Source organism: Stenotrophomonas sp. Steno-Z10-HUANG (assembly GCF_056393075.1).
Genome location: NZ_JBWJPA010000009.1, coordinates 128,567 through 145,135, shown reverse-complemented (window position 1 = coordinate 145,135; position 16,569 = coordinate 128,567). Strand labels below are relative to the sequence as shown.

Below are 16,569 nucleotides of genomic sequence, written 5' to 3'. Positions count from 1 at the left end.
GTCAGGACGCGGCGTGGGCGCGGCCGGCGGTGGCCAGCAGCGCTTCGGCGCGGCGCAGGAAAGGCAGGTCGATCATGCGTCCCTCGAACAGGAACGCGCCGCGGCCCTGGGCGCTGGCGGCCGCGGCGGCGGCGACGATGCGGCCGGCTTCGGCGAGCGCCGCGTCGGACACGCCGAACACCGCGTTGGCCAGGCCCACCTGGCGCGGGTGGATGCAGCTCTTGCCGATGAAGCCGAGGTCGCGGGCCAGCCGCGCCTCGGCACGGAACCCGTCCTCGTCGGCGACATCGGGGAACGCGCCATCGCAGGCGAACACCCCGGCCTCGGCCGCCGCCATGCGCAGCGCGAACAGGGTGGCGTGGACGTTGTCCGTGGTGCGGGCGACGCCGTTGGGCGCGAACAGGTCGCCGAGGCCCAGCTGCAGCCCGGCCACGCGTGGATGCGCGGCGGCCAGCTCGGCGGCCAGGCGCAGGCCGCGCGGCGTCTCGATGTTGAGCAGCAGGCCGATCGGCCGCGCAACGCCGTTGCCGGCCTCGGCGCGTTCCAGCACCGCGACTGCCTGGTGCACCTGCGCCACCGATTCGACCTTGGGCAGGTTGAGCAGCCACACCGAGGGCAACGCCACCGCGGCCAGGTCGGCGGCGAAATGGGCGGTGTCGGTGCCGTTGCAGCGTACGATCAGCAGCCGCCCGCTGGCGGCGACGTCCGCGCGGCGCAGGAACCCGCCGACCTGTACCCGGGCGGCGGCCTTGCCGGCCTCCGGCACCGAATCCTCCAGGTCGAATGACAGGACATCGGCCGCGCCGGCCAGCGCCTTGTCGAACAGTTCCGGGCGTGCGCCGGGCACGAACAGCTTGCTACGCATGGTTTCCCCTCATCCTGCGGGGCAGTCTGCGCGATTCGGAACGCTGAAAAAGTGTATTCCCCGACATTCATGCAATAGCGTTTGTTTGCAGTGCCGGCGCCGCCGCCGGCCCGGTGCGCGGCGCCAGGCCGTAGAATCGCGCCATGAAAATCGCCTCGTGGAACGTCAATTCGCTCAATGTCCGCCTGCCGCACCTGGAACAGTGGCTGGCCGGCTTCGCCCCGGACGTGGTCGGCATCCAGGAAACCAAGCTGGAGGATCACAGGTTCCCGGACACGCGGCTGCTGGAACTGGGCTACCGCAACGTGTTCGCCGGGCAGAAGACCTACAACGGCGTGGCGCTGCTGGCGCGCGACCCGATCGAGGACGTGCAGGTCGGCATCCCCGGCTTCGACGACGAGCAGAAACGGGCGATCGCCGGCACCGTCAATGGCGTGCGCGTGGTCAACCTCTATGTGGTGAACGGGCAGGACGTGGGCACCGACAAGTACGCCTACAAGCTGCGCTGGCTGGAGGCGGTGCACGGCTGGATCGCCGACGAGCTGCGGAAGTACCCGAAGCTGGTGGTGCTGGGCGACTTCAACATCGCCCCCGACGACCGCGACGTGCACGACCCGGCGGTCTGGAACGGCGACCACATCCTGACGTCGACCGCCGAGCGTGGCGCGCTGAACAAGCTGCTGCAGCTGGGCCTGCACGACGGTTTCCGGCTGCACAACGACGCCGCCGGGGTGTTCAGCTGGTGGGATTACCGCGCCGCCGGCTTCCGCCGCGACCTGGGCCTGCGTATCGACCTGACCCTGGTGTCCGAGGCGCTGCGGCCCAAGGCGGTGGCCGCCGGCATCGACCGCGAGCCGCGTACCTGGGACCGCCCCAGCGACCATGCGCCGGCCTGGGTGGTGGTTGAGGAGTGAGAGAAAAGAAGGAGTGAGAAGTGAGAGAAAGGCAGGGGCGCGCCCGCTTTTTCCCACTCCTCACTCCTCTTCACTCACTCCTTGGTTCTACCGGATGCTCTTGCGCGTGAACAGGTTGACGATGGCCAGCAGGATCACCGCGCCCACCAGTGACAACAGGAACGAACGCAGGGTGATGGCGCCGTTGATGCTGCCGCCGCTGAACAGGAAGCCGGCGATCATTGCGCCGATGATGCCCACCACGATGTTCAGGATGATGCCCTGCTGCGCGTCGCGGCGCATGATGAGGCTGGCCAGCCAGCCGACTACGCCGCCCACGATCAACCAGATGATGATGCCCATGCCGATGTCTCCTTTCGTGTGTGCACCCGGAGCGGTGCGACCGGTGCAGTCAAGACGATCGGGCGTGAAGCGCTTGTGGACCGCGGCGTGGCGTTGATGCAAACGCTTCAGGCCTGGCGCTTCGGGCAGGTCAGGGTATGGCAGCTGCCGCACCAGCCCGGCGCGCGTGGCGAGCCGCAGGCGCGCGAACTGCTGGCGGCCGAACTCGGCACCACACCGCAGGCGCTGCCGCTGACCCGCGACGAGCGCGGGCGGCCCTGGCTGATCGGCGAACTGGCCCATTACGGCACCGGCTGGAGCCACAGCGGCGGCCACCTGCTGGTGGCGCTGGGCGAACACGCCCGGCTCGGCGTGGACCTGGAACAGCAGCGCCCGCGCCGGCAGATGCGTCAGGTGATCGCGCGCTTCTTCCATCCCGACGAGATCGCCTGGCTGGACGGCCTGGACGATGCCGCCCGCGAACACTGGTTCTTCCGCGTGTGGTGCGCCAAGGAAGCGCTGCTCAAGGCGCATGGACACGGCCTGTCCTTCGGCCTGCACCGGTTGTGCTTCGCTCCCGGCGCGGACGGTGCGCTGCGCCTGGCCTGGTGCGACCCCGGGCTTGGCGAAGCCGCGCGCTGGCACCTGCACGAATGGCAGGCCACGCCGGACTTCCGCGCCGCGCTGGCCTGGTACCCGTTCTGAGGAGTGAGCGAAGAGGAGTGAGAAGTGAGTAAAAGCCAAGCGCTCCCGCTTCTTCTCACTCCTCACTCCTCTTCACTCACTCCTGCCCTTTGCGATAATCCGGCCATGAACGACACTTCCCTCCCGCCCGGCGTGGCCGACGAACTGCAGCGCGGCCTGCAGGCCATGGGCCTGGACGCCGCGCTGGCGCCGCCGCTGCTGGCCTACCTGGCGCTGCTGGTGCGCTGGAACCGCACCTACAACCTCACCGCCATCCGCGACCCGCACGAGATGGTCACCCGCCACCTGCTCGATTCGCTGGCGATGGTGCCGCACGTCGAATCCGGCACCCTGGCCGACCTCGGCACCGGCCCGGGGCTGCCCGGCATCCCGCTGGCCATCGCCCGCCCGCAGCTGCAGGTGACGCTGGTGGAGAGCAACGGCAAGAAGGCGCGCTTCCTGCGCGAAGCGGTGCGCCAGCTCGGCCTGGGCAACGCCCGCGTCGCCGAATCCCGCGCCGAAGCGCTGGACGAGCCGGCCGCCTACGACAACCTCACCGCGCGCGCCATGGACACCCTGGCCGGCATCGTCGCGGTCGGCGGCCACCTGCTGCGCCCCGGCGGCCACCTGCTGGCGATGAAGGGCGTATACCCGCACGAGGAAATCGCCGCGCTGCCGGCCGACTGGCACGTGCTCGAGGTGCGCCCGCTGCCGGTGCCGGGGCTGGTCGGCGAGCGCCACCTGGTGGTGTGCAGCCGCACCTAGGTTCCGCTCCCCGCCGGACCAATGGGGCGGGCGCGGCTGGCGAGGCATTCCGCACGGCGCCTGACGCCCTGCGGGCCGCCCCGCCCGGGGCCGGGAGGCGCACGGCCACATGCGGCAAGGCCCGGATTTCCCCGATCCGGCCCCCAGCCCGCATAATGGCCAGTCCCAACCTTCCAGCCCATGAGGCCCATCCGCATGGCTCGCATCATCGCCATCGCCAACCAGAAAGGCGGCGTCGGCAAGACCACCACCGCCGTGAACCTGGCCGCCGCCCTTGCCGCAGCGCCCCGGCGCGTGCTGCTGGTCGACCTGGATTCGCAGGGCAACGCGACCATGGGCAGCGGCGTGGACAAGCGCGAGGTCGCGGCATCGACCTGCGACCTGCTGCTGGGCGAGAGCGCCGCGGCCGATATCCGGGTGAAGGCGCCGGAGGGCTACGACCTGCTGCCGGGCAACATCGACCTGACCGCGGCCGAGATCCAGCTGATGGAGCAGGAAGGCCGCGAACAGCGGCTCAAGCGCGCGCTGGCGCCGATCCGCGGCGAGTACGACTTCATCCTGATCGACTGCCCGCCGGCACTGTCGCTGCTGACCCTCAACGCGCTGGCCGCCGCCGACTCGGTGCTGGTGCCGATGCAGTGCGAGTACTACGCGCTGGAAGGCCTGAGCGCGCTGGTGGAGACGATCGAGGCGCTGCGTGCCAACCTGAACCCGGCGCTGGAAATCGAAGGCGTGCTGCGCACCATGTTCGACGTGCGCAACAACCTGGCCAACGCGGTCTCGGCCGAGTTGACCGAGCATTTCGGCGACCGCGTGTTCCGCACCATCGTGCCGCGCAACGTGCGCCTGGCCGAGGCGCCGAGCCACGGCCAGAGCATCGTCGGCTACGACCGCACCTCGCGCGGCGGCGTGGCCTACCTCGGCCTGGCGGGCGAACTGATCCGCCGCACCGATGAACGCAACAGGGCCGTCAGGGCCATGGAGGCTGTCTGATGAGCGCTGCGAAGAAACGTGGACTGGGCCGTGGCCTCGATGCGCTGCTGGGCCCCAAGGGCGCGGTGACCCCGGTGTCGGTGGCGGCGGTGGCCGAGCCGCAGCCGGGCGAGGTGCTGCGCAAGCTGCAGATCGACCTGCTGCAGCCGGGCAAGTACCAGCCGCGCCGCGAGATGGACGAGGCCAAGCTGTCCGAGCTGTCCGAGTCGATCAAGGCCCAGGGCGTGATCCAGCCGATCCTGGTGCGCCAGGTCGAGGGCGGCAGGTACGAGATCGTCGCCGGCGAACGCCGCTGGCGCGCCTCGCGCCTGGCCGGGCTGGACGAAGTGCCGGTGGTGGTGCGCGAACTGGAAGACCGCACCGTCATCGCCATGGCGCTGATCGAGAACATCCAGCGCGAGGACCTCAACCCGCTGGAAGAGGCCGAGGCGCTGCAGCGGCTGATCTCCGAGTTCTCGCTGACCCACGCCGAAGCCGCGCAGGCGGTGGGCCGCTCGCGCGCCTCGGTGTCCAACCTGCTGCGCCTGATCGACCTGCCCGCCGGCGTGCGCGTGCTGCTGGAAAGCCGCCGCCTGGAAATGGGCCACGCCCGCGCGCTGCTGACGCTGGCGCCGGAGCTGGCGACCAAGCTGGCGCAGGACGCCGCCGACGAAGGCTGGTCGGTGCGCGAGGTCGAGCACCGCGCCCAGCAGTTCGCCGCCGGCAAGGTGCCCGGGGCGCGCAAGGCCAGGCCGGCGCCGAGCGCGCCGCAGGCCGACATCGCCTCGCTGGAGACCGAGCTGTCCGAATCGCTGGGCACCAGGGTCGCCATCAACCACGGCCGCGGCGGCAAGGGCAAGCTGGTCATCCACTACACCGACCTGGACACGCTCGACGGCGTGCTGGAGAGGCTGCGTACCCGTCAGCACGGCTGACGTTCCCTCCCACCCCCGAGGTGCATGCAAGGCAATGAACCCCACCAAGGTCGACCGCAATCACCTGTTGCGTCTGACCGACCTGCCGAATGTCGGGCCGGCCTGTGAAAAGGATCTCCGTCTGATCGGGATCCGGGTTCCCGCGCACCTGCGCGGGCGTGATCCCTATGACATGTACGCGCAGCTGTGCCTGAAGACCGGCGTGGTGCACGACCCCTGCGTGATCGACGTGTTCCTGTCGGTCGTGCGCTTCATGGAGGGCGGCGATCCGCAGCCGTGGTGGGCCTTCAGCCGCGAGCGCAAGGCCGCCCTGGCGCGGGACCCGCTGACGCTGTGAGCGGGCGTCCCGGTCCACGCCGGGAGGCGCGGCGGCGATAATGGCCGGCATCCACCCACCGCCGCCCCGCGGGGCCAGGTGTGCAGCGGCGGCCCAGGCGCCGCACGCCGCATGCCGCGCAACCGCTGCCGGCCGGTGGTGGTGCCGGCGCCGATGCCGCTTCCCCGTGGAGCGGCGCTTGACCCAGTTTTTTTCCGGACCAGACAGATGACCGTTCTCGTCACCGGCGCCGCCGGCTTCATCGGCGCCTACACCTGCCAGGCCTTGGCCGCGCGCGGCGCGCGCGTGGTCGGGCTGGACAACTACAACGACTACTACGACCCGCAGCTCAAGCGCGACCGCGTCGCCGCGCTGTGCCCGCAGGTCGACATCCGCGCGCTGGACCTGACCGACCGCGACGGCCTGGCCGCGCTGTTCGACGAGATCCGCCCGTCGCGGGTCATCCACCTGGCCGCGCAGGCCGGCGTGCGCTACTCGCTGCAGAACCCGCATGCCTACGTCGACAGCAACCTGGCCGGCTTCGTCAACATGCTCGAGCTGTGCCGCCACCGCGACGTGCAGCACCTGGTCTATGCATCCAGCAGCTCGGTGTACGGCGATTCGGCCACGCCGCCGTTCTCCGAGGACCAGCGCGTGGACCGGCCGCGCTCGCTGTACGCGGCGACCAAGGCCGCCAACGAGCTGATGGCATACACCTACGCGCAGCTGTATGGCCTGCGCGCCACCGGCCTGCGCTTCTTCACCGTGTACGGCCCGTGGGGCCGGCCGGACATGGCGCCGCTGCTGTTCTCGCGCGCGGTGCTGGCCGGGCGGCCGATCGAGGTGTTCAACGAAGGCCGCATGCGCCGCGACTTCACGCATGTTTCCGACATCGTCGCCGGTATCCTCGGTGCACTCGACCACCCTTCGGAGGACGGCGTGCCGCACCGGGTATTCAACCTCGGCAACCACACCCCGGTGGAGCTGGAACGCTTCATCGAGGTGATCGCCAGCGCCGCCGGGCGCCCGGCGCTGAAGGTCTACAAGCCGATGCAGCCGGGCGACATGGTCGAGACCATGGCCGACACCGCGCGCGCCCGCGCCGCCTTCGGCTTCGACCCGGCCACCCCGATCGAGGCCGGACTGCCGCCGGTGGTGGCCTGGTGCCGCGACTACTTCGGCGCCGCCGCCTGACCCCTCTTCCAGCCAGCCGCGTACCCGAAAATGCGCGGTCTTTCCTCTTACTGCACGAACGGATCCCGCGATGAGCCAACCCGCACTTTCGGTGGTCGTCCCCGTCTTCAACGAACGCGACAACGTCGCCCCGCTGGTTGCCGAGATCACCGCCGCGCTGCGCGGCCGGGTCGATTTCGAGATCGTCTACGTCGATGACGACTCCAAGGACGACACCCTGCAGGTACTGCGCGCGCTCAAGGCCGCCACCCCGGAGCTGCGGGTGCTGCACCACGTCAGCCAGAGCGGGCAGAGCACCGCCGTGCGCACCGGGGTCAAGGCCGCGCGCGGGCCGTGGATCGCCACCCTCGATGGCGACGGCCAGAACGACCCGGCCGACATCCCGAAACTGCTGGCCGCGCGCGACGCCGCCGCGCCCGCGGTGAAGCTGTTCGCCGGCTGGCGGGTCAACCGCCAGGACTCCGGCTCCAAGCGCTGGGCCAGCCGCTGGGCCAACCGCATCCGCGCGCGCATGCTGCGCGACGACACGCCCGATACCGGCTGCGGCATCAAGCTGTTCGAGCGCGCGGCGTTCCTCGACCTGCCGTACTTCGACCACATGCACCGCTACCTGCCGGCGCTGATGCAGCGTGCCGGCTGGCAGACCGTGAGCGTGCCGGTCAACCACCGCCACCGCACCGCCGGGGTGTCCAAGTACAACAACCTCGGCCGTGCCCTGGTCGGCATCCGCGACCTGCGCGGCGTGGCCTGGCTGATCGTGCGCAGCAGGCGCACCGCGGTCGAGGAGGTCTGAGCATGGATTTCATGAGCCAGCCGCTGCCGTGGCTGGAGTGGACCGGCGTGCACATGTCGCCGTGGAAGCTGATCGGCCTGACCGGCACCCTGATGTTCGGCGGCCGCTGGCTGGTGCAGTTCATCGCCAGCAAGCGCGAGGGCAAGCCGGTGATCCCGCGCCTGTTCTGGTACATGAGCATCCTCGGCAGCCTGATGACGCTGAGCTACTTCATCTTCGGCAAGAACGACGCGGTGGGCATCCTCGGCAACCTGTTCCCCACGTTCACCGCGCTCTACAGCCTGTACCTGGACATCCGCCACCGCGGCTGGAAGCGGGACAGGGCCGGGCACTGAGCCACCGGCGGCAGCCGGCGCCGCGCGGCCGCGCCGATCCGGCCCACGTCCCGGCACGGCGCGTGCGGGCAGGACTTTCGAACCATGCACGGCCGCGCCGCCGGTGACATGATCGGGCTCTGTTTCCCGAAGAGCCCGCCGTTCGTGAAAACCAACCTGTCCGCCGCCCTGCTGCTCGCCCTTGCCCTGCCGGGCGCCATCGTCCACGCCGCCCCCGCCAGGACGTCCGCCCCCGCGGCGCTGGCCGTGCAGGATGCCGATGCGCAGTTCAAGGCGATCTACACCAAGGAATGGGCCTGGCGCCAGGCCGGTGGCGGCGAGGCCAGCGAGGACGCGGACGGCCCGGCCAACGCCACCCGCCTGCCGGACGTCGGCGCCGAGGCGCAGGCCGCGCGCCTGAAGGTATGGGACGACGTGCTGCAGCAGCTCAAGGCGATCGACCCGGCCACGCTCTCGGCCGAGAACCAGGTCAACTACGCCATCTACAGGTACCAGGTCGAGAACCTGGCCGACGCGGTGCGCCTGCGCACCTACGAGATGCCGTTCAACTCCGATTCCTCGTTCTGGTCGAACCTGGGATTCATGGCCCGGCGCGAGATGAAGACCGCGCAGGACTACCGCAACTACATCGCGCGGCTGAACGACGTGCCGCGCTATTTCGACCAGCAGACCGCCAACATGCGCGCCGGCCTGGAGCGTGGTTTCAGCGTGCCACGCGCGGTGCTCGACGGCCGCGATGTCTCGATCTCGACCGTGGCCGGGCTCAAGGACCCCACCGAATCGCCGCTGTACGCGCCGTTCCGCAGGCTGCCGGCCGGCATCCCGGCCGATGAGCAGCAGAAACTGCGCGAGGAAGCGCAGCAGGCGATCGCCGGCAGCGTGGTCCCGGCGTTCGGCAAGCTGCTGGCGTTCTTCCGCGAGGAATACGTGCCGCAGGCGCGCACAACCCTGGCCGCGGAAAAGATGCCCGGCGGCAAGGCGTTCTACCGCCAGCAGATCCGCGAATACACCACCCTGGACATGAGCCCGCAGCAGATCCACGCGCTGGGCCTGAGCGAGGTCAACCGCATCCAGCAGGAGATGAACGCCATCATCGACAAGGTGGGATTCAAGGGAAAGAGCGAGCAGACCCGCTTCGCCGATTTCCTCGAGTTCCTGCGCACCGATCCGCAGTTCTATGCCAAGACGCCGGAAGAGCTGCTGTGGCGCGCGGCCTGGATCTCCAAGCGCGTGGACAGCGTGATCGGCAAGTTCATGACCCTGCCGCGGGCGCGCTTCACCATCGTGCCGGTGCCGCCGGACATCGCCCCGTTCTGGACCGCCGGCCGCGGCGGCATGGGCACCTACTGGGTCAACACCTACAACCTGCCGGCGCGCCCGCTGTACAACCTGCCGGCGCTGACCCTGCATGAGTCCGACCCGGGCCACGCGCTGCAGGGCGCACTGGCCGCCGAGCAGGGCGAGCAGCCGGATTTCCGCCGCGGCGCCTACATCTCCGCCTACGGCGAGGGCTGGGGCCTGTACAGCGAGAAGCTCGGCATCGAGATGGGCATCTACGAAACCCCGTACGAGGATTTCGGGCGCCTGACCTACGAGATGTGGCGCGCCTGCCGCCTGGTGATCGACACCGGCGTGCACCACTACGGCTGGAGCCGCGAGCGTGCCATCGCCTACCTGCGCGACCACACCGCGCTGAGCGAGCACGAGGTGACCACCGAGGTCGACCGCTACATCTCCTGGCCGGCGCAGGCGCTGAGCTACAAGCTGGGCGAAATCACCATCGTCAAGCTGCGCGCGCAGGCCGAGAAGGAGCTGGGCGACAAGTTCGACGTCAAGTCGTTCCACGACGCCATCCTCAGGCAGGGCTCGGTGCCGCTGCCGGTGCTGGAGCGGCAGATCAAGGCCTACATCGAGGAGCGCAAGAAGGCCTGACCGCCCGACGCTCGGTGCGTCCGCCGGCCCGCGGCGCGTCGTGCCGGGTGCCCGGGCATGCGGCCCGCCGCTGGCGGCACCATCCCGGGCCGTGCGCCGGCCGCTGCCAGTGCCAGTGGCCGGCGGCCACGCACGGCGTCCGCGCGTCGCACGCCCTCGTCCACGGCAACCGACGCCAGCCGCCTGCGCTACTACACGCCTGGCAATGCGCATGAACGCGTGGATCGCCGCGAGGAACGTGCGCGGATCGGCGGCGCGCGTGGCGCTCGCGCGACGGCGCGGGTTGCTGCAACGGGCCGATGGCCGTGGTGCCAGCGCCCCGCCGCGCGATCGTGCGCCACTGCCACGCGCGTGTTCCCCCGCGAAGATGGCCGGCAGCCGGGCGCAGGGTTCGTCCGCTGGAGCCGCAGCGCCATTGGCGCACGCGTCCGCTCCCTGGGGTCGCGCCGTTTCCGCGGAGGGTCGTGGGTGCATGCCCGCCGGGGGCGCGGTGGCCACGCTGCCGGCAACCGCGATGGCACCGCCCAGCGGATGTGCGCCCCGCACGGCTGTGGGCGCGGTCGGCAGGCCGCGTGCCTGAATGCAAAGGCACCGTGCGATTGTGTAACGCGGCAGGCCGCCGCTACCCTGCCGCGCATGATCGCGTTCCTGCGCCGCCGTCCGCCGTCGCTGCTGCTCCGCCTGCTGGTGCTGGCGGTGATCGCGCTCGGCACCGCCGGCGGCGCGCTGGCGTCCGCACTGGGCGAACTGCACGCCCTGAGCCACGCCGATCATCCGTCGGCCACGCACGATCCGGTGCTGGAAGCCGATACCGGCCATGACGACGCCGACGACAGTGCCCGCCTGCTGCACGCCCTGGTGCATTGCGGCCACTGCCATGGCCACGGCGGCGTGCTGCCGTTCGCGTCGGTGGCCTGGGACGTGCCCATGCCGCCGGCGGCAACGGGCGCCACCGCGCACGACACCCACTGGCGCCCGGCGCCCACCGAAAGCCTGCTGCGCCCTCCGATTCGGGCCTGATCCACGTCCGCCGCGCGGACGTCCCGATCCTTTCCCGAAAACCGGAGATTCCCCATGTGGAAACGCCTGGCCGCGCTTGCGGCCCTGGCGATCGCACCGTGCGCCATCGCGCAGGTGCCGTCGCCGCCTGAACCCTTGACCCTGGACGCGGCGATCAGCCGCGTCGCCCGCACCCATCCCGACCTGCGCCTGCCCGTCCTGCAGCGTGCCGCCGCCGAGGCCCGCTACGAGGGCGCCGGCTTCAAGCCACCGCTGGCGTTCGGGGTCGATATCGAGAACGCCCTGGGCACCGGCGCCAGCCGCGGCTTCGACGCCAGCGAGGTCACCGTCTCGCTGGCCGGCGTGCTCGAACGCGGCGGCAAGCTCGACGCCCGCCGCGCCTTGGCGCAGGCCAACATCGACACCCTCGCGCCGCAGCGCGAGATCACCCGCCTGGACCTGATGGCCGAGGTGGCGCGCCGCTACCTGGCCATCACTGCCGCACGCGGCCAGCGCCGGATCGCGCTGGACGACATCGAGCAGCGTCGCCGCGCGGTCGCCGCTGCGCGGGTGCGGCTGCAGGCCGGCGCCTCGCCCGCCTCCACGCTGATGACCGCGCAGGCGGCATTGGCCCAGGCCGAACTGGACCGCGACCGTGCCGCGCAGGCCGAGCGCGCGGCACGGCTGGCGCTGGCGGCGCTGTGGAACGCGCGCGAAGCCGACTTCACCGAAGTCAGTGGCGAGCCGCTGCAGCTGCCGGCGCTGGAGGACTTCCAGCAACTGGCGGTGCTGCTGTCCGATACCCCGGAGCTGGCGCTCATCGCCGGCGAGGCGCGGGTGCGCGAGGCCCAGCTGCAACTGGCGCGCAGTGAGCTGCGCGGCAACCTGTCCTGGCAACTGGGCATGCGCAACAACCGCGACAGTGGCGATACCGCCCTGGTCGGCGGCTTCAGCCTGCCGCTGGGCAATGCCCGTCGCGCCGGGCCGGAGATCCGCGCTGCCGAGGCCGAACTGGCGATGAGCGCGGTGCAGCGCGAATCGCGTGCGCTGCAGCTGTACTCGACGCTGGCCGAGGCCCATGGCCGTTACGCCACCGCGCGGCTGGAAGTGGCGCGCCTGGACAGCGACGTGCTGCCGCAGCTGCAGCGTGCCGAGAAGGCCGCCGAGAGCGCCTGGCGCGCCGGTGCCATCAGCTACCTGGAATGGGCGCAGCTGCAGGCCATGCGCATCGAGGCGCGGCAACGCCAGCTCGATGCCGCGCTCGCCGCGCAGACCGCCCTGATCGAAATCCAGCGCCTGACCGGGCAGCCCCTGGTCGCCACCGCTTCCGAAGGAAACACGCCATGAAGGCTTCGCTGACTGCTTTCCCGATGTTCCGCCTGGCCGCGCTGGGCCTGCTGCTGGCCGCGCTCACCGCCTGCGGCGGCGACCCCGCCGCCACCGCCAAAGATGCCGCCGCGGACGACCACGGCCATGCCGGCGACGAGGGCGGAAACCACGCCGACGAGGACACTGCGCCCGAACAGACCACCATCCCCGCCGCGCGCGCCAAAGCCGCGGGCATCGTCAGCACCGCCGTCGGCCCGGGCACCATCGCCGACGAACACGACGTGCAGGGTCTGCTGGCGCCGATCGACGGGCGCATGGCCCAGGTCACCGCGCGCTTTCCCGGCCCGATCCGCGCGCTGCGCGCCAACGTCGGCGACCGCGTGCGCGCCGGCCAGGCGCTGGCCAGCATCGACAGCAACCTGAGCCTGACCACCTATGGCGTCAGCGCACCGATCTCCGGCGTGGTGCTGTCGCGCCAGGCGCAGGTCGGCGGGGTCGCCGCCGAAGGCCAGCTGCTGTTCGAGATCGGCGATCTCTCGCAGCTGTGGGTGGACCTGCACATCTTCGGCGCCGATACCCAGCACATCACCGCCGGGGTGCCGGTCACCGTCACCCGCATGACCGATGGCGTCAGCCAGTCCACCACGCTCGAGCGCGTGTTGCCGGGCACCGCCACCGCCAGCCAGAGCACGGTGGCCCGCGCCACCGTGGACAACGCCGACGGCCTGTGGCGGCCGGGCGCGGCGGTGCGCGCGCGCATCGTCGTGGCCAGCACCCCGGCCGACATCGTGGTGCCGCTGACCGCGCTGCAGAGCATGGACGGCCGCGACGTGGTGTTCGTGCGCAACGGCGACACCTACCAGGCGCGGCCGGTCACCCTCGGCGCGCGCGACGCGCGCCAGGTGGCGGTCAGCGCCGGGCTGCGCGCCGGCGAAGAGGTGGTGGTCGAACAGAGCTACACGGTGAAGGCCGACATCGGCAAGGCGGGGGCGGGCCATGAGCACTGACTTCGCGCCGCGCCGCGGCCTGCTCGAACGCATCATCGGCGCGGCCATCGCCCATCGCTGGCTGATGCTGCTGCTCACCGGCGTGCTGGTGCTGCTCGGTGCCTGGAGCTTCAGCCGGCTGCCGATCGACGCCACCCCGGACATCACCAACGTGCAGGTGCAGATCAACACCTCCGCACCGGGCTACTCGCCGCTGGAAACCGAACAGCGCATCACCTTCCCGGTGGAGACGGTGCTGGCCGGGCTGCCGAAGATGGAGAGCGTGCGCTCGCTGTCGCGTTACGGGCTGTCGCAGGTGACGGTGGTGTTCGAGGACGGCACCGACATCTACTTCGCCCGCCAGCAGGTGGCCGAACGCCTGCAGCAGGCGCGCTCGCAGATCCCCGACGGGCTGGACCCGCAGCTCGGGCCGATCGCCACCGGCCTGGGCGAGATCTTCATGTACACCATCGATGCCGACCCCGACGCGCGCAAGGCCGATGGCAGCCCCTACACCGCCACCGACCTGCGCACCCTGCAGGACTGGGTGATCCGGCCGCAGCTGCGCAACGTGCCCGGGGTCACCGAGGTCAACACCATCGGTGGGTTCCAGCGCCAGGTGCACATCACCCCGGACCCGGCGAAGCTGCGCGCGCTGGGCTTCACCCTGGAAGACGTCGCCGCCGCGGTCGAGGCCAACAACCAGAACGTGGGCGCCGGCTACATCGAGCGCAACGGCCAGCAGTTCCTGGTGCGCGTGCCCGGCCAGGTCGCCGACCTGGAGCAGATCGGCAACATCGTGCTCGATCGCCGCGAAGGCGTGCCGATCCACGTGCACGACGTGGCCACGGTCGCCGACGGCCCGGAGCTGCGCAGCGGCGCGGCCACCCAGAACGGCCACGAAGTGGTGATGGGCACGGTGGTGATGCTGATCGGCGCCAACAGCCGCGAGGTGGCGCAGGCCGCCGCGGCCCGGCTGCAGCAGGCGCAGCGCAGCCTGCCCGCGGGCGTCACCGTCACCGCCAGCTACGACCGCACCGCGCTGGTGGACCGCACCATCCAGACCGTGGCGAAGAACCTGCTGGAAGGCGCGTTGCTGGTGATCGTGGTGCTGTTCCTGCTGCTGGGCAATTTCCGCGCGGCACTGATCACCGCCACGGTGATCCCGCTGGCGATGCTGTTCACCCTCACCGGCATGGCCCGCGGCGGCGTGTCGGCCAACCTGATGAGCCTGGGTGCGCTGGACTTCGGCCTGATCGTGGACGGCGCGGTGATCATCATCGAGAACTGCCTGCGCCGCTTCGGTGAGCGCACCCATGCACTGGGCCGGGCGATGACCCGCGCCGAGCGCTTCGCCGAGACCGCCGCCGCCACCGCCGAGGTGATCCGCCCCAGCCTGTTCGGGCTGGGCATCATCACCGCGGTGTACCTGCCGATCTTCGCCCTCACCGGGGTGGAAGGAAAAATGTTCCACCCGATGGCGATCACCGTGGTGCTGGCGCTGAGCGGGGCGATGCTGCTGTGCCTGACTTTCGTGCCGGCGGCGATCGCGCTGTTCCTCGGTGGCCGCGTGCAGGAGAAGGAGAACCGGCTGATGGCGTGGCTGCGCCGGCGCTACCAGCCGCTGCTGGACCTGGCCCTGCGCCGCGGGCGCTGGATGGTGGCCGGCGCGCTGCTGCTGGTGGTCGGCTGCGGCCTGCTGGCAACAAAGCTCGGCAGCGAGTTCGTGCCCAACCTGGACGAAGGCGACGTGGCGATGCACGCCATGCGCATCCCGGGCACCAGCCTGACCCAGTCACTGCAGATGCAGCGCCAGATCGAGCTGCGGCTGCTGCAGTTCCCGGAAGTGGCCAAGGTGTTCTCCAAGATCGGCACGCCGGAAGTGGCCTCCGACCCGATGCCGCCGTCGGTCGCCGACACCTTCATCATGATGAAGCCACGCAGCCAGTGGCCAGACCCGCGCAAGCCACGCGCAGGCCTGCTGGCCGAGCTGGAGGCGGCGGTGGAGGAGCTGCCGGGCAACAATTACGAGTTCACCCAGCCCATCCAGATGCGCATGAACGAGCTGATCTCCGGCGTGCGCGCCGACGTGGCGGTGATGCTCTACGGCGACGACCTGGACACGCTGGCGGAGGTGGGCCGGCGCATCGAAAAGGTGGTCGCCGGCGTGCCTGGCGCGGCCGACGTGCGGCTGGAGCAGACCAGCGGGCTGCCGCTGCTCACCGTCACCCCGGACCGGCAGAAACTGGCCGGCTATGGCCTCAACCCGGGCCAGGTGCAGTCCACCGTGGCCACCGCGGTCGGCGGGCAGGTGGCGGGGCAGCTGTTCGAGGGCGACCGCCGGTTCGACATCGTGGTGCGCCTGCCGGAGGAACTGCGCCAGGATCCTGCGGCCCTGGCGGACCTGCCGGTGTCACTGGAAACCGCGCTGGCCAGCGGCAACGCCGATGAGCTGAGCCGCGGCGGCGCCGCCGGCGTACTCACCGGCAACCCGCGTACGGTGCCGCTGCGCGAACTGGCACGCATCGACACCAGCGAAGGCCCGAACCAGATCAACCGCGACAACGGCAAGCGCCGCATCGTGGTCACCGCCAACGTCCGCGACCGCGACCTGGGCAGTTTCGTCGGCGAGCTGCAGCAGGCCATCGACGCCGGGGTGAAGCTGCCGGCCGGCTACTGGGTCGACTACGGCGGCAGCTTCGAGCAGCTGATCTCGGCCAGCCAGCGGCTGGCGGTGGTGGTGCCGGCGACGCTGGTGCTGATCTTCGCGATGCTGTTCTGGGCGTTCGGCTCGGGCAAGGATGCGGCCATCGTGTTCAGCGGCGTGCCGCTGGCGCTTACCGGCGGCGTGCTGGCGCTGGCCCTGCGCGGCATCCCGCTGTCGATCTCGGCGGGCGTGGGCTTCATCGCGCTGTCCGGGGTGGCGGTGCTCAACGGGCTGGTGATGATCAGCTTCGTGCGTAGCCTGCGTGCACAGGGGCGGCCGCTGCTGGAAGCGGTGCGCGAAGGTGCGCTCGGCCGCCTGCGGCCGGTGTTGATGACCGCGCTGGTGGCGTCGCTGGGCTTCGTGCCGATGGCCTTCAACGTCGGCGCCGGCTCGGAGGTGCAGCGGCCGCTGGCCACGGTGGTGATCGGCGGCATCGTGTCCTCGACCCTGCTGACCCTGTTGCTGCTGCCGGTGCTGTACCGCTGGCTGCATCGCCGCGAAGCGTGAACCCAGCCCCGGCCC

At 70.9% G+C, this 16,569-nt stretch carries 16 protein-coding genes; 14 read left to right on the top strand and 2 right to left on the bottom strand.

What is annotated here, in order from left to right; translation table 11 throughout:
* Position 1 precedes the first annotated feature (1 nt).
* Positions 2–865, bottom strand: a complete 864-nt coding sequence (locus AC06E6_RS13010; RefSeq protein WP_104939943.1) for an HpcH/HpaI aldolase/citrate lyase family protein — start codon at positions 863–865, stop codon at positions 2–4.
* A 143-nt stretch (positions 866–1,008) separates the two neighbouring features.
* On the opposite strand from AC06E6_RS13010, the gene xth reads away from it, so the two are divergent.
* Positions 1,009–1,779: an exodeoxyribonuclease III gene (gene xth / locus AC06E6_RS13005; RefSeq protein WP_161615187.1), complete on the top strand. Its 771-nt coding sequence runs from the start codon at positions 1,009–1,011 to the stop codon at positions 1,777–1,779.
* Between the two features lie 87 nt (positions 1,780–1,866).
* Here xth and AC06E6_RS13000 read toward each other — a convergent pair whose 3' ends face one another.
* Positions 1,867–2,121 carry a GlsB/YeaQ/YmgE family stress response membrane protein gene (locus tag AC06E6_RS13000; protein ID WP_104939941.1) on the bottom strand — a complete coding sequence of 85 codons (255 nt, stop codon included), beginning with the start codon at positions 2,119–2,121 and terminating at the stop codon, positions 1,867–1,869.
* An 87-nt stretch (positions 2,122–2,208) separates the two neighbouring features.
* Here AC06E6_RS13000 and AC06E6_RS12995 point away from each other — a divergent pair, with 87 nt between their 5' ends.
* The 13 genes from AC06E6_RS12995 to AC06E6_RS12935 all read left to right on the top strand — a co-directional run bounded on the left by AC06E6_RS12995 (position 2,209) and on the right by AC06E6_RS12935 (position 16,554).
* Positions 2,209–2,805, top strand: coding sequence for a 4'-phosphopantetheinyl transferase family protein (locus tag AC06E6_RS12995; protein WP_161615188.1), 597 nt, complete (start codon positions 2,209–2,211; stop codon positions 2,803–2,805).
* Positions 2,806–2,910: 105 nt separating this feature from the next.
* The gene (rsmG, locus tag AC06E6_RS12990) at positions 2,911–3,549 is read left to right on the top strand and encodes a 16S rRNA (guanine(527)-N(7))-methyltransferase RsmG (RefSeq protein WP_240212566.1); all 639 of its coding nucleotides are present in this window, start codon (positions 2,911–2,913) and stop codon (positions 3,547–3,549) included.
* Positions 3,550–3,744: 195 nt separating this feature from the next.
* Positions 3,745–4,542 carry a ParA family protein gene (locus AC06E6_RS12985; protein WP_054668374.1) on the top strand — a complete coding sequence of 266 codons (798 nt, stop codon included), beginning with the start codon at positions 3,745–3,747 and terminating at the stop codon, positions 4,540–4,542.
* Positions 4,542–5,456 (top strand): ParB/RepB/Spo0J family partition protein, encoded by a 915-nt coding sequence (locus AC06E6_RS12980; protein ID WP_240212565.1) that lies wholly within the window; start codon positions 4,542–4,544, stop codon positions 5,454–5,456. Before AC06E6_RS12985 ends, AC06E6_RS12980 begins: the two co-directional genes overlap by 1 nt.
* Positions 5,457–5,490: 34 nt before the next feature.
* A complete protein-coding gene (locus AC06E6_RS12975) occupies positions 5,491–5,793 on the top strand; it encodes a helix-hairpin-helix domain-containing protein (protein ID WP_054668371.1) in 303 nt (100 codons plus the stop codon).
* A gap of 207 nt (positions 5,794–6,000) precedes the next feature.
* Positions 6,001–6,966, top strand: coding sequence for an SDR family NAD(P)-dependent oxidoreductase (locus tag AC06E6_RS12970; RefSeq protein WP_293755557.1), 966 nt, complete (start codon positions 6,001–6,003; stop codon positions 6,964–6,966).
* A 70-nt stretch (positions 6,967–7,036) separates the two neighbouring features.
* On the top strand, positions 7,037–7,759 hold the full coding sequence (locus AC06E6_RS12965; protein ID WP_104939936.1) for a glycosyltransferase family 2 protein: 723 nt from the start codon (positions 7,037–7,039) through the stop codon (positions 7,757–7,759).
* Between the two features lie 2 nt (positions 7,760–7,761).
* Positions 7,762–8,094 carry a lipid-A-disaccharide synthase N-terminal domain-containing protein gene (locus tag AC06E6_RS12960; protein WP_409476027.1) on the top strand — a complete coding sequence of 111 codons (333 nt, stop codon included), beginning with the start codon at positions 7,762–7,764 and terminating at the stop codon, positions 8,092–8,094.
* Positions 8,095–8,238: 144 nt separating this feature from the next.
* Positions 8,239–10,026 (top strand): DUF885 domain-containing protein, encoded by a 1,788-nt coding sequence (locus tag AC06E6_RS12955; protein WP_478061618.1) that lies wholly within the window; start codon positions 8,239–8,241, stop codon positions 10,024–10,026.
* 636 nt (positions 10,027–10,662) lie between these two features.
* Positions 10,663–11,046 (top strand): hypothetical protein, encoded by a 384-nt coding sequence (locus tag AC06E6_RS12950; RefSeq protein ID WP_161615192.1) that lies wholly within the window; start codon positions 10,663–10,665, stop codon positions 11,044–11,046.
* 54 nt (positions 11,047–11,100) lie between these two features.
* On the top strand, positions 11,101–12,372 hold the full coding sequence (locus AC06E6_RS12945; RefSeq protein ID WP_478061600.1) for a TolC family protein: 1,272 nt from the start codon (positions 11,101–11,103) through the stop codon (positions 12,370–12,372).
* Complete coding sequence (locus tag AC06E6_RS12940; protein ID WP_240212562.1) at positions 12,369–13,361, top strand: efflux RND transporter periplasmic adaptor subunit; 993 nt, start codon at positions 12,369–12,371, stop codon at positions 13,359–13,361. The genes AC06E6_RS12945 and AC06E6_RS12940 overlap by 4 nt, the downstream gene beginning before the upstream one ends.
* A gap of 19 nt (positions 13,362–13,380) precedes the next feature.
* Positions 13,381–16,554 (top strand): efflux RND transporter permease subunit, encoded by a 3,174-nt coding sequence (locus AC06E6_RS12935; RefSeq protein WP_478061616.1) that lies wholly within the window; start codon positions 13,381–13,383, stop codon positions 16,552–16,554.
* The last annotated feature ends 15 nt before the right edge of the window (positions 16,555–16,569 follow it).